The organism is Erwinia amylovora (assembly GCF_017161565.1).
GTDB classification, from domain to species: Bacteria; Pseudomonadota; Gammaproteobacteria; order Enterobacterales; family Enterobacteriaceae; genus Erwinia; species Erwinia amylovora.
This window is the reverse complement of sequence record NZ_CP066796.1, coordinates 626,667-641,676: the sequence shown is the minus strand read 5'-3', so window position 1 is coordinate 641,676 and position 15,010 is coordinate 626,667. Positions and strand designations below refer to the sequence as shown.

Sequence of the window (15,010 nt, the reverse complement as noted above, 5' to 3'; positions counted from 1 at the left end):
GCTGCATCAATGTTGTCCTTTGCCAGGGCAATGACAGGATCACTCATCGCTTTTATCTTCTGACAGGCTCTGTCGCCGGTTCATCAAATGCAAGGACAATGTCATCATCCTCATTCAGTCAAGCCGAAGGATCTGCGGTTTCTGCTTCGCCGCCATGTGAGTAAGCAACTGCTGACTCAGCACCGGCAATATTTGCTGGTTGAGCAGGCTGTCGACGTTACGCGCGCCGGTGTCCGGCAGCAGGCAGGCGGCGGTCAGGGCGTCCAACCAGCTCTCGCCGATATGGGTTTTCAGGCCATAGTGGCGATGCAGACGTTTGCTCACCTGGGCCAGTTTCATCTGCACGATAGTGCGCATGGCGGTTTCCGCCAGTGGGCGATAAACCACCGTCTGAAAACGGGCCAGCAGCGCGGGCTGGAAGTGGTCACTCAGGATCGGTCGCAGCAGTTCGTGCAGGTCGCCCTCGGTAGCTTCCGGTTGTTTATCCAGCAGTTGCATAATGTGGTCGCTGCCAGGCTTGGCCGTCATCAGAACAACCGTGTTGCGAAAATCGATTTCACGCCCTTCGCCGTCGCGCATAAAGCCGCGGTCGCACACCTGACAGAACAGGTTCATCACGTTAAGATGCGCTTTTTCCACTTCATCGAGCAACACCACGCTGTACGGGCGCTTGCGTACCGCTTCGGTAATGACAGGGATTGCCAGGCGTGCGCGTGCGGCACGGGCAATAAAAGATTTGGCATACATCATGTTGTTCCTTACCACCAGACGGCACCCTGTCAGCCGTCCCGGCATAGGCAGACTGACAGGGTGCGAATGGCAGAGTGATGCAGGTCGGTGAGTTGAGTTGCGGGCATCGCGGTAACTGACTAAGGGTGGATCACATACGGAACTGTGCAACACCCTGCTGCATCCAGGTTCCACTTCGCTTTTGAACCAGCGGGAGCCGCTTCCCGGCTTAATGGGTCTCGGGAATTGCCCCTCGCTAATGAGCTTGTAGAACCACTTGTCGGTCATCCCGGTAAACGTGATAATGAAGATCATGCCGATAAGCGGGTTTTATGCAGAAAACAGTATGGTGGAACCTGAGATATTCGTGTTCAGGTTTGTTCTCTCCCGCTGAGTGGTCATTGGTGGGAGAAGTCCGGCGACGCTGAGTCACGTTGTTCGCCGGTACTCCTTCAGAGAATAGGGTTCTGCCGTAAAAAATACCTGACTCGCTTCGTCAGGCTGACAGAAGATGAATAACGATGCTTAGCCCTGGCTGCAGCTAAAGTTACGCTCGCCGTCACCGGTGATTTTGGTTTCGAGCCTGGCAAGATGCGCTGCCTGTGAAAGTGCCTGTTGCAGCTGAGCATCATCCCCTTATTTGCTCCTGCAGAAGTGATTCGCATCAAATAACGCCCCGGCCCGCCTCAAACCAAAATAGACCAACGTTCAACCAGGAAGTTGCCTGAATAAGCCTATTTACCTTCCACGAACATGTTTTTACAATGACAGCAAGCACCCATTGCCCTCAAGTCATATATAAATTCACAGCGCCGCCCAAAAATAATATATAACCTAATCAGGTAATATAAACATTCATTTTCAATAAAAAAATTCACTAATAAAGAAGCAAGCAATAGAATAAATAGCCAATCATTTTTCCACAAGACAACCACGCCCGTAATTTCATTTCTGGATCTGAACAGAAATGATATAAACTCACTTGCTTACCTGACAGGTTACGAAGGTTTTAATCTATTTATTAAAGCGTAGGTAAAATGGAATCATGGCAATAACTCCTTAAGCTTAGCAGTAAAGCAATTATGTCTTTTATCCTTTTTTAATGTGTTGACATAAATAAACAGAGGGCAGTGAGAAATAACAGGAAGAGACTGGTAATCTTTTACCATATTATTCTTTGGGGGAAGGCGAAACAGCAGTCCTTCGCCACTTTTAAAAGTGGACTGAAGATGGGATGGATTATCAACCTGCCTCAGTACACCGCTTCCCCCTCGTGCATGAAGTTCAGCGAGCGATCGCTGAAAGTATTTTAGCTTCTTGGTCTCACTTTCAGCTAAAATTGGCATATGTAACCACTTATCCCCCACATCTTTAGAACAGCAAAGTTCCAGAACAAGGTCCATTCTTATCGGTTCAAAATGCATCGGACATTCAACAGGCTGCAGACTGATATATATATCGTCATCGGGATGGATGCACTCTGCATATTTTATCGATGAGCATTTCGGCAGTGCACTTTCACTTATGGTCAACAAATCTGATAATATTGACGTTGATATATAGGGAGAAGCAATCAAAAACTCTTGCTGCTCCGGATGTTTTCTTGTCATATTTTTCAGCGCCATGTAAAGCGGTAAAAGCTGCTGATAGATACAATCCGCTGCCGGGGTCGGAGTTATATTATTTCGTTCAATAATGAAGAGTTGCTCACCCACCCAACCTTCAGTGAGTTTTAACATTCGTGAGACGGGAGGTACCGTCAAACATAGCTTATCAGCCGCAGTTTTCAGACTTTTTTCCTGATACAGAGTGATAAAAACCTGCATCGATTTAGATATAAACATACAAACATCCCTTTACTGTAAATACAGGTAGTTATACATATCATTAGGAATAATCCCATAATCTTTTTTATTATGAATAATAAAAAAAAGGTTTTACCCTAAAATCAGAAAAAAGAGATGAAAAGTGACTTAAAAATAGGCTAAAAAGGCAGGGAAAACCAACAAACGTGCGCGATCCGTCTTGAGTTTTTTCTAACCGTGGCTTTTTTTTAAAGAATATATTAATTAATATTCTTTATTTACCTGTAGAAGAATCATTTTTTGATAGTATTTTATCAGGAAATAATATTGTGATGTGAGCCACCCCGCCTTGACATGCTGCACTGGTGGTCTGAATCATCTGCGGCAAAGGGCCTGCCGTATTTTTATCACCGCGCGGTGGCTTGAACCCTATTTCCCCCGGCTACACGCATCAGATGTTTATCTGCACGAGCGCATCCCGTAGGTTCGAAACGACAGAGTCATGGCCATTAAGGGCAATACGGTTGCAGAGGGGCATCCCGATTTTATCATGTTGTTCAACAAGTACTAAAGAACGTCAATATCATTAAAAAGGAGGCAAGTTAGTCGTTCCTTTTCATTGTTTGTCGATGACAAAGGAAAAGGGCGGAGAAATTAATTGCGCATAAAAGAGCCGGATTCAGAAAATCAGATTTCATGCTATTCAGCGCTGCCAAAAAATGTTCACTGGCACCTGATTGCCGGGCCTGCCAATATATTGCGGCTGAACAAGCGTTCAGCCGCAATAGATTATGCCGCGCTACTCTCGTCTAATTGCGCTATATACTCACGCACTTCTGCCGCATGTTCGATGAAGCCGCTAACGATATCGCTAAAACTTGCTTCATCCAGATGCTCCAGCGACTGCTGAAAACATAAACGCACGTTGTGCAGTTCATCCAGCGCCAGCCAACAGCCGCGCATGGCCGCCATTTCAAAATTCAGCTGTAATAGCATCGAATACAGGGTTATTGAAGTTTGTGGGTCAGCCTCAATGATTCGGCAGTGTAGTAACAGGCTGTCGCTGTGTTGCGGTACTTCCAGCACCGCCGCCTCCTCATCTTGTTCGTTATACAGGGCGCACACCCCGTCTTTCAGATGTATGGGCGTTTTACACCCGGCGGAGAAATACTGTAAAAACCTTTCAACCCGCTGCTGTGACGATGTCATCAATCTCGCTCCTTATTGCGTAATTATCTCGTCGGTTGTGTGAAGGGCAACAACATGCTCATTAGCTCTTCATTTCCAGCCCTTCCTTCTTCAAATCAGTAAGCGCAGATGCGACCTGCGGATTAGCCTGAGCTATTCCACCCTCCAGGGTAAATCGCCGTGGGGTGTTCTGATCCTGGCCGTATTTAAAATTAATGGTTCCGATGTTGCGCTCCATGCTCATAGCAGCGCTGTTGCTCGTCCCCAGTAACAGCGCTGGGGTATTGAAGCCTTCGCTTTTGCTGACGGACTGACTGACGCTGACCGATTTAACACGCAAGTTGTTACGATCCTGGAAAAGTACTCCCACTTCTTCACGACCGACCTTACCGTCCAGTATTGCTTTTTCCGTCTGCTCACGCAGACCATCTTTCAGCTCCATCGACACGCTGGCGCTGCTGAACGGCGTACTTTGCAGCTGCTTAATAATATCTTTCAGTGCCGGATCGTTATTCATCATTTCACCAAGACGTTTGGCACTGCTTGCTGGTAATGCCGCATCGAAATGTTTGTGTAGCAGCTCGACAATGCCGTCATTATTTATTCTCGACAGATTATTGTAGGTCGTGCTGTGACTGGCAGATCCTAATTCCATGCTGTGGCTGTCCGCAGCCTGTTGACGTATCACCAGTTTTTTCAGGTTGCGCACCGCCTCGTAGCGTTCATCACCGACGACATCTTTTGCACTGAAATGCTGCTGTAAAATATGCAGTTGTTCAGCGGGCTTAGCGTCATCTAACTCTTTGAGAGCGGCAAGCATCTTCGTTGTGGCGCTATCCTTAAAGTGTTTTCCCAGCGTGGAGGTCAACTCGCTGATATCGTTGCTGGTCACCGGCTCCGCGCGCTTCAATTCCAGGCTGATACTCTGTGAGGTACGGTTATCCAGCGCCAGCGCTGCCGAAACATTGGTCGAGGTAAATGCCGGGAAGATCCCGACCGGTTTCCCTTCATGCGTAGATGAATGGGCAACCCCTAAAGCAGCCGTCAGGTTAGCACCCGCGCCGACCCCGTTGAGGAAGGTTGGGCGGTTATTGCTGGCCGAAGTCGTGCTGCCAAACTGGCCAGAGGTGGTGCTGCGTTCACGCGAGCCGGCGGCCAGGTTTGCCGATGCACTTAGCCCGGCAGAAACACGGGCAGTGACACCATTTGGTTTACTGCCGTCTTCGTTCAGATTGATACCGGCACGCAGATCCAGATTTGCCGAGGTATCGACGCTAAACGTCAGTTTGCTGCCCTGCTTCATCTGATGTTCGATCCCCTTTTGCAACAGTTCTGCCGGGGTCAACGTGCCATGCGTCAAGCCATGGATAAAGCCAGGCAGCTCATCCTCTGTCAGCTTAAACTTCAGGCTGTTTTGTAGCGTTCCTTGCAGGGTGCCACTCACAGCAGCGCCGATACGCAAGTCCGGGCTGATTTTATGTTTTGCGCTCAACCAGTCACTGGCGTTACCTGCACTGGTTTTCTTACCGGTCATATAGGGCATCACATCATGGCCGGTAGCGACCATGATGTTACCACTCACCCCGCCGTCGCGGCCAAAACTGACGTTCAATCCGCCGCTGGTACGACTGAAGCTCAGGTTATAGGCGCGATCCAGCGTGATGCCGGCTCCGGGGATCACCGGAACTGGCACCTTCTTGCTAAGGGTAGGCACAAAGACAGTGCTGACGCCCCCGCCATATGACCGGCTGAAGCTCATACTTTCACCACTGTCCAGGGACAACAGCGTATTCTTGAGCTTCTTCGCCAGCTCCGCACTGCCCTGTGATTCCAGTACGGTACGCGTGGTCAGATTGACGCCGTGGTGCTCTTTCTTAAAGGCATTGATAAAGGCTTTGACCGCATCATAGTTTGCTTCCAGCGCCTTATTATGGGTGAAGCCCATATCGGTGTAATGCTTCACCGGATTGCTCTCATACCGCTTTTCACGCAGCGTATCGAACTGCTGGCGCAGCTGTTTTATCTGATCGGCATCGGGTTTATGGTCAGATACCAGTTTCGCCTTATCGGCCAGTTCATGCAGTTCACCGATGGTCACGGTATCTAAAATTAAACGCGATTTGGTCAGTGCGGTTTTATCATTCGGATCGCGCTGGCGGCCCAGCGGGATCTCGCCCTTCTGATGACTCATATCCACCCCGGCACTGACAAAGTGCCCCAGCATGGATTGCAGTTTACTCTCTGCGGATGGCGGCGTGGCATGTACTGCCTGTTGCAGTGACTTGCTTAGATCCTGACCAGAGCGATTGACGTTAAAGCTCTGGACCAACGCCTTGCCGGGCGATGGCTTAAATTCGCTATTGATTTCACCGTTGCTTTTTAGCACTCCCTGATGTTGACCTAAAACGGTCACCGAACGGGTTGCACTCTGCTCCAGTTCGTCGCGGAAGCGCTTCATGTCGTTAAGCAATTCTGCGCCATGTTCGCCTAAATCCAGAGTTTCCAGTTTGCTCTGCAAATCTGGCTGTGGCGCGTTATGACGAACGTTATGCGCATCCAGTTGTTTAATCAGCGCTCCCTGCATCTCGTACAACGGCTTCAACCCCTCACGCCCCTGCCAGCCGTGCTGTGTGGCATAAGCAGCATTTTTAATCGGTCGCGGCGTGGACATTGTTGGGTTGAACGCATAGGCGCGGATCCTTTCGGAAAATTTACTGCTGACCTTGCGCCCTTCGGCGCCGGTCATTCCCCCCGTCTGAGCCGAGAGCTTAACCGTCAACCCGCTGCCTGGGATCACCTTGCCTTTCACCCCCTGCATTAGTCGGTTAAAGACGGTTTGTGAACCGCTGGTACCCACCGCCAGCGGCCCGCGTTCAGGTGCCGCATAGGCGTGCCAGCCGCCAGCCTTCAGCTGATGCTGGCTACCGTCTTCAAAGGTGGCAATCGGTTTGTGCTCATGGCTCATGTCCAGACTTTTTAGCTTACTTTCACTCTGTGGCAACGCCAGTTTGTGCCAGCTGCTGCTTTCGGCACCATTCTGCCAGGCTTCACGCGGCTGATGAAACACCTCTCCCTCGTGGGTCAAGGCATACAGGTTCTGCTTGTGGTCGACATGAATGTCTTTCAGTTCGCCGCTGATACCTTCGCGGCTGAGAGTTTGTGCCGGCCGCTCCAACTGCTGGGTGCCGGGTTTTATCTGGAAGGAGCGAATGTCCCCTTTTTCCGTCAGCGCCAGGTATTTATTTACCCCAATCACCGCCATGGCCTGGGCCTTATCGTCTTTATTCAGCCCTTGCAGGGCATCTCCCGGCTCCGGTTTATTGCGCACATGCGGCAGCGAAAAAACGTTTTCCGTTCCGTGCTTGATAGAGGAGGTGCTCTGATTAATATTCAGGCGTTTCACTTCACCGTCTTTCAGTAGATAAGCTGCTCCATCCAGGCCTTTTTTCAGCTGCTTACAATCTGACTCCGCGCCAGTCCACCCTTTGGTCAGCTGGTCAAAATAGTGAAGCTTGCCCTCCTGTAACGCCAGGCTGCCTAAATGCCCCATATCAAGAATCTCATGCGGTTCAGGATTGGTATGATGCAGCCCCAGCTGATTGTCGATAACCAGCGCATCAGTCAGGTTCCAGCCGGGGTGAAACTGATGATCGTTACCCAACGGGCAGGCATGCTGCTGCCTGAAGTTATTTTTCACCAGCGCATTAAGCTGGCCGTGGTCGTCATGGAAAAATCCAGAAATCTGGTGGTCATGACCAAAATGTTCATCGAGCGCATGCTGAGGCATGGCTTTCATTTTCAGTTCGTTTCCATCCCCTTGCTTCGGAATGGCGGCGCTAAACAGCTTGCCTTCGCTATCGGCCACAACCAGTCGCCCATGGCTGATCGCGACAGATTGTGCCTCAAGCTCCGACTTCCCGTGCAATAACCCCTGGTGGGCATCGGCAAAATGCAGGCTGAGGGAAATATGGCTCTCCGGGGAAGCATCCAGCGAGGGCATAATACTCATCTTATGGCGGCCGGGAGTATCCGTCAGGATCGCCACCTGCCCCCGCTGATCAACGGAATACGATTTGATTTTATCGACCAGCTTTTCTGAGGATTTATTATCGGAGAGGTTTTGCAGGGTACGGTTGTCTTTCAGCGCATAGAGCTTACCGTCTGCCTGGCGAGACAGCTGGCTGTGGGTATCTTTATCCGCAGATTGCCATACGCCCAGCTCCGGATGCAGGATATGAATTTTGTCGTCATGCAGGCGGATTGACTCGCCCTGCGGCCGCGCTGCGCCAGCAGGATGCTGCCAAATGCCGGTTAATAAGGAACGGTGCGCTTCCCCCGGTTGGCTTAGCATTGTTTTGTTGTGACTTTGCGTACCGCTCCCCAGCGAGATCTTGCCGCTTTTACCGTCTACGCTGACGGAGCCAGTACCCGCCTGCGCCAGCTTGCCCTTTATCTCACCGGGGTGGCTGTTGTGCAGCACGCTATAGCTGGTGGCGGTGCTTTTGATATCAAACAGGTGGCCTTTGTTGTCCAGCAGCAGATGCTGGCTACCGTCGCTGCTGGCATGGTGCGCCAGATAGTGCTGGGTGTCTTTACCCAATGTCTGCTTCAACAACGTATTGAGCGCGGGTGGATTATCCGGTGCCAGCTGCAACTTGCCTTTATCCAGCGTTACCGCCAGCGGCGTTACCCCGGCTCCACTTCCTTTCAGCATTGATTGCGGCTTAAGGGGTGACTGCGTGGTATCTGTCCCCTCAAGGACGCTTTCCGCAACCGCAGTCAGTTTGGGCTGAAACCTGGCGCTAATCGGTGTGGCAACGCCGAGTTTGGGCGGCTGCGGTGGATTTTCCCGTTCGCGCGCCAGCCGCTGTTGATGCAGTTGCTGGAATTCGCTGTCGTCATCTTCCTGAGCGATTTCCACTCTGTCTGCGTGGGCCGTTGTTGCCTTGCTGGTGGAGCCAACCGGTTCTTCCTTGATTTCGTGGTGGCTACCCGGGATGTGCGGCGGTGAATGCTGCAGGCGATCGCCGGCGTTGGCTGAAGCCGGGTGAGCCATTTTGCTCAACATCGTTTGGCGCATCTGGCCAAAATTGTTCAGCTGATGCCGTTTTTGCTGCGTTGGTACCTTATCTTCGCCGCTGCCACCTTTCACCATTGGCCGCCCGGCCATGTCGTCCATATTGCGGCGTTTGACGCCGCCCGAACGGGTCAAACGCGCCGCATCTGGCGCGGCCGCCTCATGCTGCGTTTCGCCGTCGTCCCGCGCCAGCAGATCGCGCAATGTTGCCCCTTTGCTGTGGGTGGTACCTGGCTGGCCCTGCGGTGCCGATCTGGAAAATTTTTTCGTCCCCAAACAGCCCCTGAGACTGAAGGATTTCTTTTGCTGGTGAGCAGCGCTGATACCATCAGCCGCAGTAGATGGCTGGTGAATTCTCGGCATTTTCCCACGATTTTTGCCTTCTGCCGCCAATGATGCAGCGGCATTTTGCGGGCTGCTGCTGCTGCTGCCCTGCTGTAAGGCAACACCATGCCCCACAGGGTTGTGCGCCGCTGTGTGTACTGCCGCCTTGTGTTCAGTTCCCAGTGATTTTAATTCCATGACCCGTTGCCCCCACCCTCTGCCGTAAACATTAGATATTTTTATGTTGCAATTCTCTGCAACCGGTTCCCACCAGGTTAAAAAAAAGTCTGCCCCCCCTCACTGTGCGCGGAACCCTGTCAACGCCAAACCCACTCAATTCAGGCAGCAAATGCTGCACGCTTAGGGCTGGTTAACGTCGCAAAAGGGGAATATCCATGTCAATTCTTACGCTTAACAACAATACCTCGTCCTCGCCGGGTCTGTTCCAGTCCGGGGGGGACAACGGGCTTGGTGGTCATAATGCAAATTCTGCGTTGGGGCAACAACCCATCGATCGGCAAACCATTGAGCAAATGGCTCAATTATTGGCGGAACTGTTAAAGTCACTGCTATCGCCACAATCAGGTAATGCGGCAACCGGAGCCGGTGGCAATGACCAGACTACAGGAGTTGGTAACGCTGGCGGCCTGAACGGACGAAAAGGCACAGCAGGAACCACTCCGCAGTCTGACAGTCAGAACATGCTGAGTGAGATGGGCAACAACGGGCTGGATCAGGCCATCACGCCCGATGGCCAGGGCGGCGGGCAGATCGGCGATAATCCTTTACTGAAAGCCATGCTGAAGCTTATTGCACGCATGATGGACGGCCAAAGCGATCAGTTTGGCCAACCTGGTACGGGCAACAACAGTGCCTCTTCCGGTACTTCTTCATCTGGCGGTTCCCCTTTTAACGATCTATCAGGGGGGAAGGCCCCTTCCGGCAACTCCCCTTCCGGCAACTACTCTCCCGTCAGTACCTTCTCACCCCCATCCACGCCAACGTCCCCTACCTCACCGCTTGATTTCCCTTCTTCTCCCACCAAAGCAGCCGGGGGCAGCACGCCGGTAACCGATCATCCTGACCCTGTTGGTAGCGCGGGCATCGGGGCCGGAAATTCGGTGGCCTTCACCAGCGCCGGCGCTAATCAGACGGTGCTGCATGACACCATTACCGTGAAAGCGGGTCAGGTGTTTGATGGCAAAGGACAAACCTTCACCGCCGGTTCAGAATTAGGCGATGGCGGCCAGTCTGAAAACCAGAAACCGCTGTTTATACTGGAAGACGGTGCCAGCCTGAAAAACGTCACCATGGGCGACGACGGGGCGGATGGTATTCATCTTTACGGTGATGCCAAAATAGACAATCTGCACGTCACCAACGTGGGTGAGGACGCGATTACCGTTAAGCCAAACAGCGCGGGCAAAAAATCCCACGTTGAAATCACTAACAGTTCCTTCGAGCACGCCTCTGACAAGATCCTGCAGCTGAATGCCGATACTAACCTGAGCGTTGACAACGTGAAGGCCAAAGACTTTGGTACTTTTGTACGCACTAACGGCGGTCAACAGGGTAACTGGGATCTGAATCTGAGCCATATCAGCGCAGAAGACGGTAAGTTCTCGTTCGTTAAAAGCGATAGCGAGGGGCTAAACGTCAATACCAGTGATATCTCACTGGGTGATGTTGAAAACCACTACAAAGTGCCGATGTCCGCCAACCTGAAGGTGGCTGAATGATGATGAAATCCGCAGAGATACCTCCGGCAGAAAGCTGGGTTGATGTGGTTAACAGCCAGCAACACCTGTCACCGGCGCAGTATCAGGCTTTTCAAAAGGCCATTGATCAGGTGCAGCAGCGGCTGCATCAGGTACTTAGCCGCCCTATGCCACAACGCCAGGGTAAGTTTGAGCTGGATAGCTTTGTCGACAGTCTGCATGCCGACTTTCTTATCGGCGACAGCGACAGGTCAGACAGTAACGTCGGGCAAACGGCGTGGTGGATCACCCGTTATCTGGCGGATCGCCTGTTGGAACTCCAGCAGTTACAGCAACAACGCGGGTTATAGCCCTTATCGGCGTGGATTTGCTGCCCTTTGCAGCCACGCTGCTTCAGCCGACCGACAGCGAAGATGCCAATAAAAAAACGCAGCGGTAACTCACGATGCGTTTTTTTACTGCCTCTGAGCAAGGCTACTTTCTTTGTTTTCTTGCGGCCAGAAATTCACCTGCCCGCTGTATTTCCTGCAGGCGGAAACCTTCAATCGAGGTACTGTAAGAGTGGTTAGTCCTGTCAGCACGATAGGCCAGATTTCTGTGCAGCAATGTTTCTGCATGCAGCCCGCCTTTATCTTTAGAGACAATAGCGTCCTTATGCGGGTGCCCCTCAATCAGGGTTTTCGAATGCGCATGTTTGAAAAATTCGGCGGGGATGGGAACCTGTTTTTCACCGCTATGCAGCCGCGCAGTGTACTCATCTTGATGCTTAAAGGACTTCAGGGCATTATTCAAGGCAAACATGGAGCAGCCTCTTACGGAGTTTTGAATCGTATTTGCCACCACCTGCACCTTAGCCCCGCGCAATCCATGCTCAAGTCCGTATTTCAAATGCTCAGCCAAATTGCCCGGCGCGGACTCATAACCCACAACCGAAGGGCGATGACCCGGTCGGAACTGGATGTCCAACGCAACGCGATGGTCACTCATGCCCCTCATGGGCGGATAAATCGCGCGCATAGACATTGGCTGTCTGGACTCCTGTACTTTTTTATTTTGCGCCTTTATCGCCTGATAGCACTCATCGGTTTTGTGAAAAGTGCGCAGATTCAGCCCCGGGTTACGTGCGTTTTCCGCATCGGCCAGTAGCGGCAATAGCTTTCTATCCATTGCAGTAAGATCGCCGTCGGGTCCCGCTCCTTCTTTTATGAGTTCGGTCGCCATTTTGGCGTATTCGTACAGGCTTTTATCCAGTTTCTTTAACTGTGGCAAATTGATGGCGTCTGCCTTTTGCTGCAGGCGATCCGGGACTTTCTCCGGCTTTTCCGGCGCGGGGTTGGCGCGCAACGTTTTGGGAGATTGCTGCAGCGCATCATGAAAACGGGCAAGCGCTGGGCTCTCACGGTTACCGAACTGACGAGATAGTGCCATAGATGGGCCAGCGTGCTCAGAAGCAGGCGCCGCAGAAGAGCTGGCCTCCGATGCATTTCGGGTGGCTACGCGCGCGCGATCCGGCGTACCCGGTACCTGTATGGCATGATAGCGGATGTTGGTGGGCAGCGCGTCCTGCCGCTGTAAGCGCCTTCCCGCCGGTGGAGGTGAGGGGCGTGTTGAAGAGGAGGAAGCTTGATCCGTTTGCTGGGCCGGGCTTTTTTGCCCGCTACTCAGTCCAGATAATTTCATGTGATTTTCCCGGCGAGATTCAACGTTAATCCCTGCTGCGCCAGCATGCGCGGCGCCACAGATGGTACCGCGCGGCCGTGCAGTAACTTGCCCTGCCAGATTTTCGCCACTTCGATCATTTGCACACAGGCACTGACGAAGCTGGCCTCATCCACTGATGGCAGCTGGAAACGTTGAAATAATAACAGTTCGTTTTTCTCTTTATCCAGGCCGAATGCGGCACCGTCGCTCGCGCCATAATGAAACAGATTGGCAGCGAGGATATCGGCCAATAGCGCGCCGTGCTGTTCGCCAGCGAGCGTGCCAATGTTCAGGTATACAAACAGCATATTCTGCTGTTCCAGCCACTCCAGCGTCATCTCAAGGCCGTTAACCTGCAGGCAGCACAGTTGACTGGCATCCAGTGACAGCGGTCCGGCTTCCAGCCGTCTGGCTAATCCACCCAGTAAATCTTGTATGATCATCACAGTCTCCCGCAGGTAACCTTGATGTATTGCGTGGAAGCAGATAGGGATTTTCCACGCATTAATCAGCCAACACCATGGCGGACAAGCCACGCCTGCCCGCCATGCTAAAGCTTAAGCCGCGCCCAGCTTGCCAAGTGCCATATTGTTAATGGCATCACCGGCCATCATGGCATCAATACCCAGCGAAGAACCACCGGCACCGCGTGCCTGCAGGTTGCCGTTGCCGGTATCACCCGCCATGGCGCTTTTGATCATGCCCTTGGCTTTGTTGAACTGCTCCATACTGGCTGGTGTCATTCCGTCGTCATCTGGCTTGCTCAGTGCTTTTGCCCATGATTTGTCATCGGTTTTCACCTCCTGACCCGGGCCTTTCTGGTACTGCGGCTTGCCAAACACCTCAGGATACTGGTCCATGAACTGACCGATTTCCTTCGCCATCGCCCGATCGCCTTTATTGACGAAAGAACGGGTTGAACTGTCGCTGTGCGTACCGATATCATTCAGCGCCTGAATGCCCGCTTTCATACCGATACCGGTACCCACGGCGTTACCTAACTGCTGGTAGTCCACCGGCCCGCTCAGGTTTTGCAGCCCTTTGCCGCCCAGCGACGAACCGTCAAGACCCGTGCCAGCATTACCGCCCTGACCACCTCCCAGTCCCCCGTTGCCAAGGAGCTGGCTCAGACCATTACCCATCAGGCCCGACAGCGCATCAGTGACTCCTTTTTTATAGGCGTTCTGCTCGCCTTCGGTCGGCTGCTTGCCCCCAGAGGAACTGCCCTGGGTGCCATCTTGCCCATCACCAAACAGGCTTTGCATTATCTCGCTGAACATCTTCAGCAGCTGCTGCATCGGGTCGCTGGAGTCTGAGGTGGAATCTGTGCCGGAGGTGGAATCGTCGTTTTGGGACGTTGAGTTAATACCCAGCGCCTGGTCCAGCGGGGAATTTGTTGTTGAAGTGGTATTGTTGCCGCCTTTCGAGCCCAGCGTGTTCAGCGAACCGCCTAACATATCGTTCAGCGCGTTCGACAGTCCTTCGCCCAGGCCACCTGAGCCACCCAAGCCATTACCTAAGCCACCGCCTAAGCCACCGCCCATCAGCCCACCACCGCCCATCATGCTCATCATCATCATCATGCCGGTGAGTAAGCCAGCCAGCTGATTGACGGTATCATTTTGATTACCGCCGCCCAGCCCCAGTGCAGAATTGCCACCCAACCCAGCATTCTGGCGACTGGTACCCAGCAACCCGTTATTTCCGCCCGCACCGCCGATAGAAATTTGCATCGTTGACGCTCCCAGCCCACTTGTATTCAGACTCATAACGTATTCCTCTTATGAATAATTCAAACGTACCCTGCCGACCAGGCACGTCAAACGTGCCATGCCGAAGCTTATATTGAGTGCTGGTTATTCCGCTCTGGTTCCGGCGAAGTGAGAAAAAATAACCAGAAACGTAAAGAAAGGACGCAGGCCGGGATCAATCAGCCAGGTGAATGCCCGCCAGACTGAACAATTGAGCGATATGCTGTTTATCGCTCATGGCTGATTCAGGCAGCTGGCGCCAGCAGGATAATACCCGGTCGTGGTTGAGACACAGGTAGCATCCGTCATAGATCTCCAGCTGTTGCGCACGGCGACTGAGCAAGCGCTGATAAAGTCCGGAAGGCTGGAATGCCGGCTGCAGGTTCAGCATCAGCTCACGCCCGCGCTCGCCGCACAGGGCCAGCAATTCCACGCCTTGTTGCACCGGCCAGCGACAGCTCTGGCGCAGTTGCAACAGACTGAGTAATGCCGACAGCGAGGTCACCTGTGGGCAAGGATTATTCATTAACCGATACCCGGGTATAATCTGCCGGGCCATTACGTAAACCGGGCTGCCACCAGATGACTAACTGATGCGCCTGGGACTGCGGGCGGCAGTCGACCGAGGTGCATTCCAGGCCGTTATCATGACGTCCGGCGCAGGCGGTGAGCAACAGCGTGGACGCCAGCAGTAAACAGGAAGCGCTTTTCATAGTT

General features: G+C 52.7%; 10 protein-coding genes and 2 pseudogenes. 3 read left to right on the top strand and 9 right to left on the bottom strand.

What is annotated here, in order from left to right; genetic code table 11:
* Positions 1-52: 52 nt before the first annotated feature.
* The 4 genes and pseudogenes from JGC47_RS02910 to JGC47_RS02895 form a co-directional block, all read right to left on the bottom strand.
* Positions 53-693: pseudogene (locus JGC47_RS02910) on the bottom strand (AAA family ATPase); the annotation flags it as partial.
* A 1,079-nt stretch (positions 694-1,772) separates the two neighbouring features.
* A complete protein-coding gene (locus tag JGC47_RS02905) occupies positions 1,773-2,573 on the bottom strand; it encodes a helix-turn-helix domain-containing protein (protein WP_004155378.1) in 801 nt (266 codons plus the stop codon).
* A 750-nt stretch (positions 2,574-3,323) separates the two neighbouring features.
* Positions 3,324-3,743, bottom strand: coding sequence for a type III secretion system chaperone (locus JGC47_RS02900; protein ID WP_004155376.1), 420 nt, complete (start codon positions 3,741-3,743; stop codon positions 3,324-3,326).
* A 61-nt stretch (positions 3,744-3,804) separates the two neighbouring features.
* On the bottom strand, positions 3,805-9,321 hold the full coding sequence (locus JGC47_RS02895; protein WP_004155375.1) for an AvrE-family type 3 secretion system effector: 5,517 nt from the start codon (positions 9,319-9,321) through the stop codon (positions 3,805-3,807).
* Between the two features lie 197 nt (positions 9,322-9,518).
* On the opposite strand from JGC47_RS02895, the gene JGC47_RS02890 reads away from it, so the two are divergent.
* From JGC47_RS02890 to JGC47_RS17945, 3 genes are all read left to right on the top strand, one after another.
* A complete protein-coding gene (locus tag JGC47_RS02890) occupies positions 9,519-10,862 on the top strand; it encodes a pectate lyase (RefSeq protein ID WP_004155373.1) in 1,344 nt (447 codons plus the stop codon).
* Positions 10,859-11,191 (top strand): HrpW-specific chaperone, encoded by a 333-nt coding sequence (locus JGC47_RS02885; protein WP_004155372.1) that lies wholly within the window; start codon positions 10,859-10,861, stop codon positions 11,189-11,191. The genes JGC47_RS02890 and JGC47_RS02885 overlap by 4 nt, the downstream gene beginning before the upstream one ends.
* Before the next feature lie 95 nt (positions 11,192-11,286).
* Complete coding sequence (locus JGC47_RS17945; protein ID WP_371410419.1) at positions 11,287-11,400, top strand: zinc-ribbon domain containing protein; 114 nt, start codon at positions 11,287-11,289, stop codon at positions 11,398-11,400.
* Positions 11,401-11,414: 14 nt separating this feature from the next.
* On the opposite strand, the pseudogene JGC47_RS17940 reads toward JGC47_RS17945, so the two are convergent.
* The 5 genes and pseudogenes from JGC47_RS17940 to hrpT form a co-directional block, all read right to left on the bottom strand.
* A pseudogene (locus JGC47_RS17940) lies at positions 11,415-12,062 on the bottom strand (YopJ family acetyltransferase); the annotation flags it as partial.
* Positions 12,063-12,517: 455 nt separating this feature from the next.
* Positions 12,518-12,985, bottom strand: a complete 468-nt coding sequence (locus JGC47_RS02875) for a type III secretion system chaperone (RefSeq protein ID WP_004155370.1) — start codon at positions 12,983-12,985, stop codon at positions 12,518-12,520.
* 114 nt (positions 12,986-13,099) lie between these two features.
* On the bottom strand, positions 13,100-14,311 hold the full coding sequence (gene hrpN, locus JGC47_RS02870) for a type III secretion system harpin HrpN (RefSeq protein ID WP_004155369.1): 1,212 nt from the start codon (positions 14,309-14,311) through the stop codon (positions 13,100-13,102).
* Positions 14,312-14,468: 157 nt separating this feature from the next.
* Positions 14,469-14,819 (bottom strand): HrpV family type III secretion system protein, encoded by a 351-nt coding sequence (gene hrpV / locus JGC47_RS02865; protein ID WP_004155368.1) that lies wholly within the window; start codon positions 14,817-14,819, stop codon positions 14,469-14,471.
* Positions 14,812-15,006 (bottom strand): HrpT family type III secretion system protein, encoded by a 195-nt coding sequence (gene hrpT / locus JGC47_RS02860; RefSeq protein ID WP_004155367.1) that lies wholly within the window; start codon positions 15,004-15,006, stop codon positions 14,812-14,814. Before hrpT ends, hrpV begins: the two co-directional genes overlap by 8 nt.
* Between the last annotated feature and the right edge of the window lie 4 nt (positions 15,007-15,010).

Coding starts and splice junctions, on each gene's coding strand:
- JGC47_RS02905 (WP_004155378.1), bottom strand. CDS start 2,573: ATGTTTATATCTAAATCGATGCAGGTTTTTATCACTCTGTATCAGGAA.
- JGC47_RS02890 (WP_004155373.1), top strand. CDS start 9,519: ATGTCAATTCTTACGCTTAACAACAATACCTCGTCCTCGCCGGGTCTG.
- hrpN (WP_004155369.1), bottom strand. CDS start 14,311: ATGAGTCTGAATACAAGTGGGCTGGGAGCGTCAACGATGCAAATTTCT.
- JGC47_RS02895 (WP_004155375.1), bottom strand. CDS start 9,321: ATGGAATTAAAATCACTGGGAACTGAACACAAGGCGGCAGTACACACA.
- hrpV (WP_004155368.1), bottom strand. CDS start 14,819: ATGAATAATCCTTGCCCACAGGTGACCTCGCTGTCGGCATTACTCAGT.
- JGC47_RS02900 (WP_004155376.1), bottom strand. CDS start 3,743: ATGACATCGTCACAGCAGCGGGTTGAAAGGTTTTTACAGTATTTCTCC.
- JGC47_RS02885 (WP_004155372.1), top strand. CDS start 10,859: ATGATGATGAAATCCGCAGAGATACCTCCGGCAGAAAGCTGGGTTGAT.
- hrpT (WP_004155367.1), bottom strand. CDS start 15,006: ATGAAAAGCGCTTCCTGTTTACTGCTGGCGTCCACGCTGTTGCTCACC.
- JGC47_RS17945 (WP_371410419.1), top strand. CDS start 11,287: ATGCGTTTTTTTACTGCCTCTGAGCAAGGCTACTTTCTTTGTTTTCTT.
- JGC47_RS02875 (WP_004155370.1), bottom strand. CDS start 12,985: ATGATCATACAAGATTTACTGGGTGGATTAGCCAGACGGCTGGAAGCC.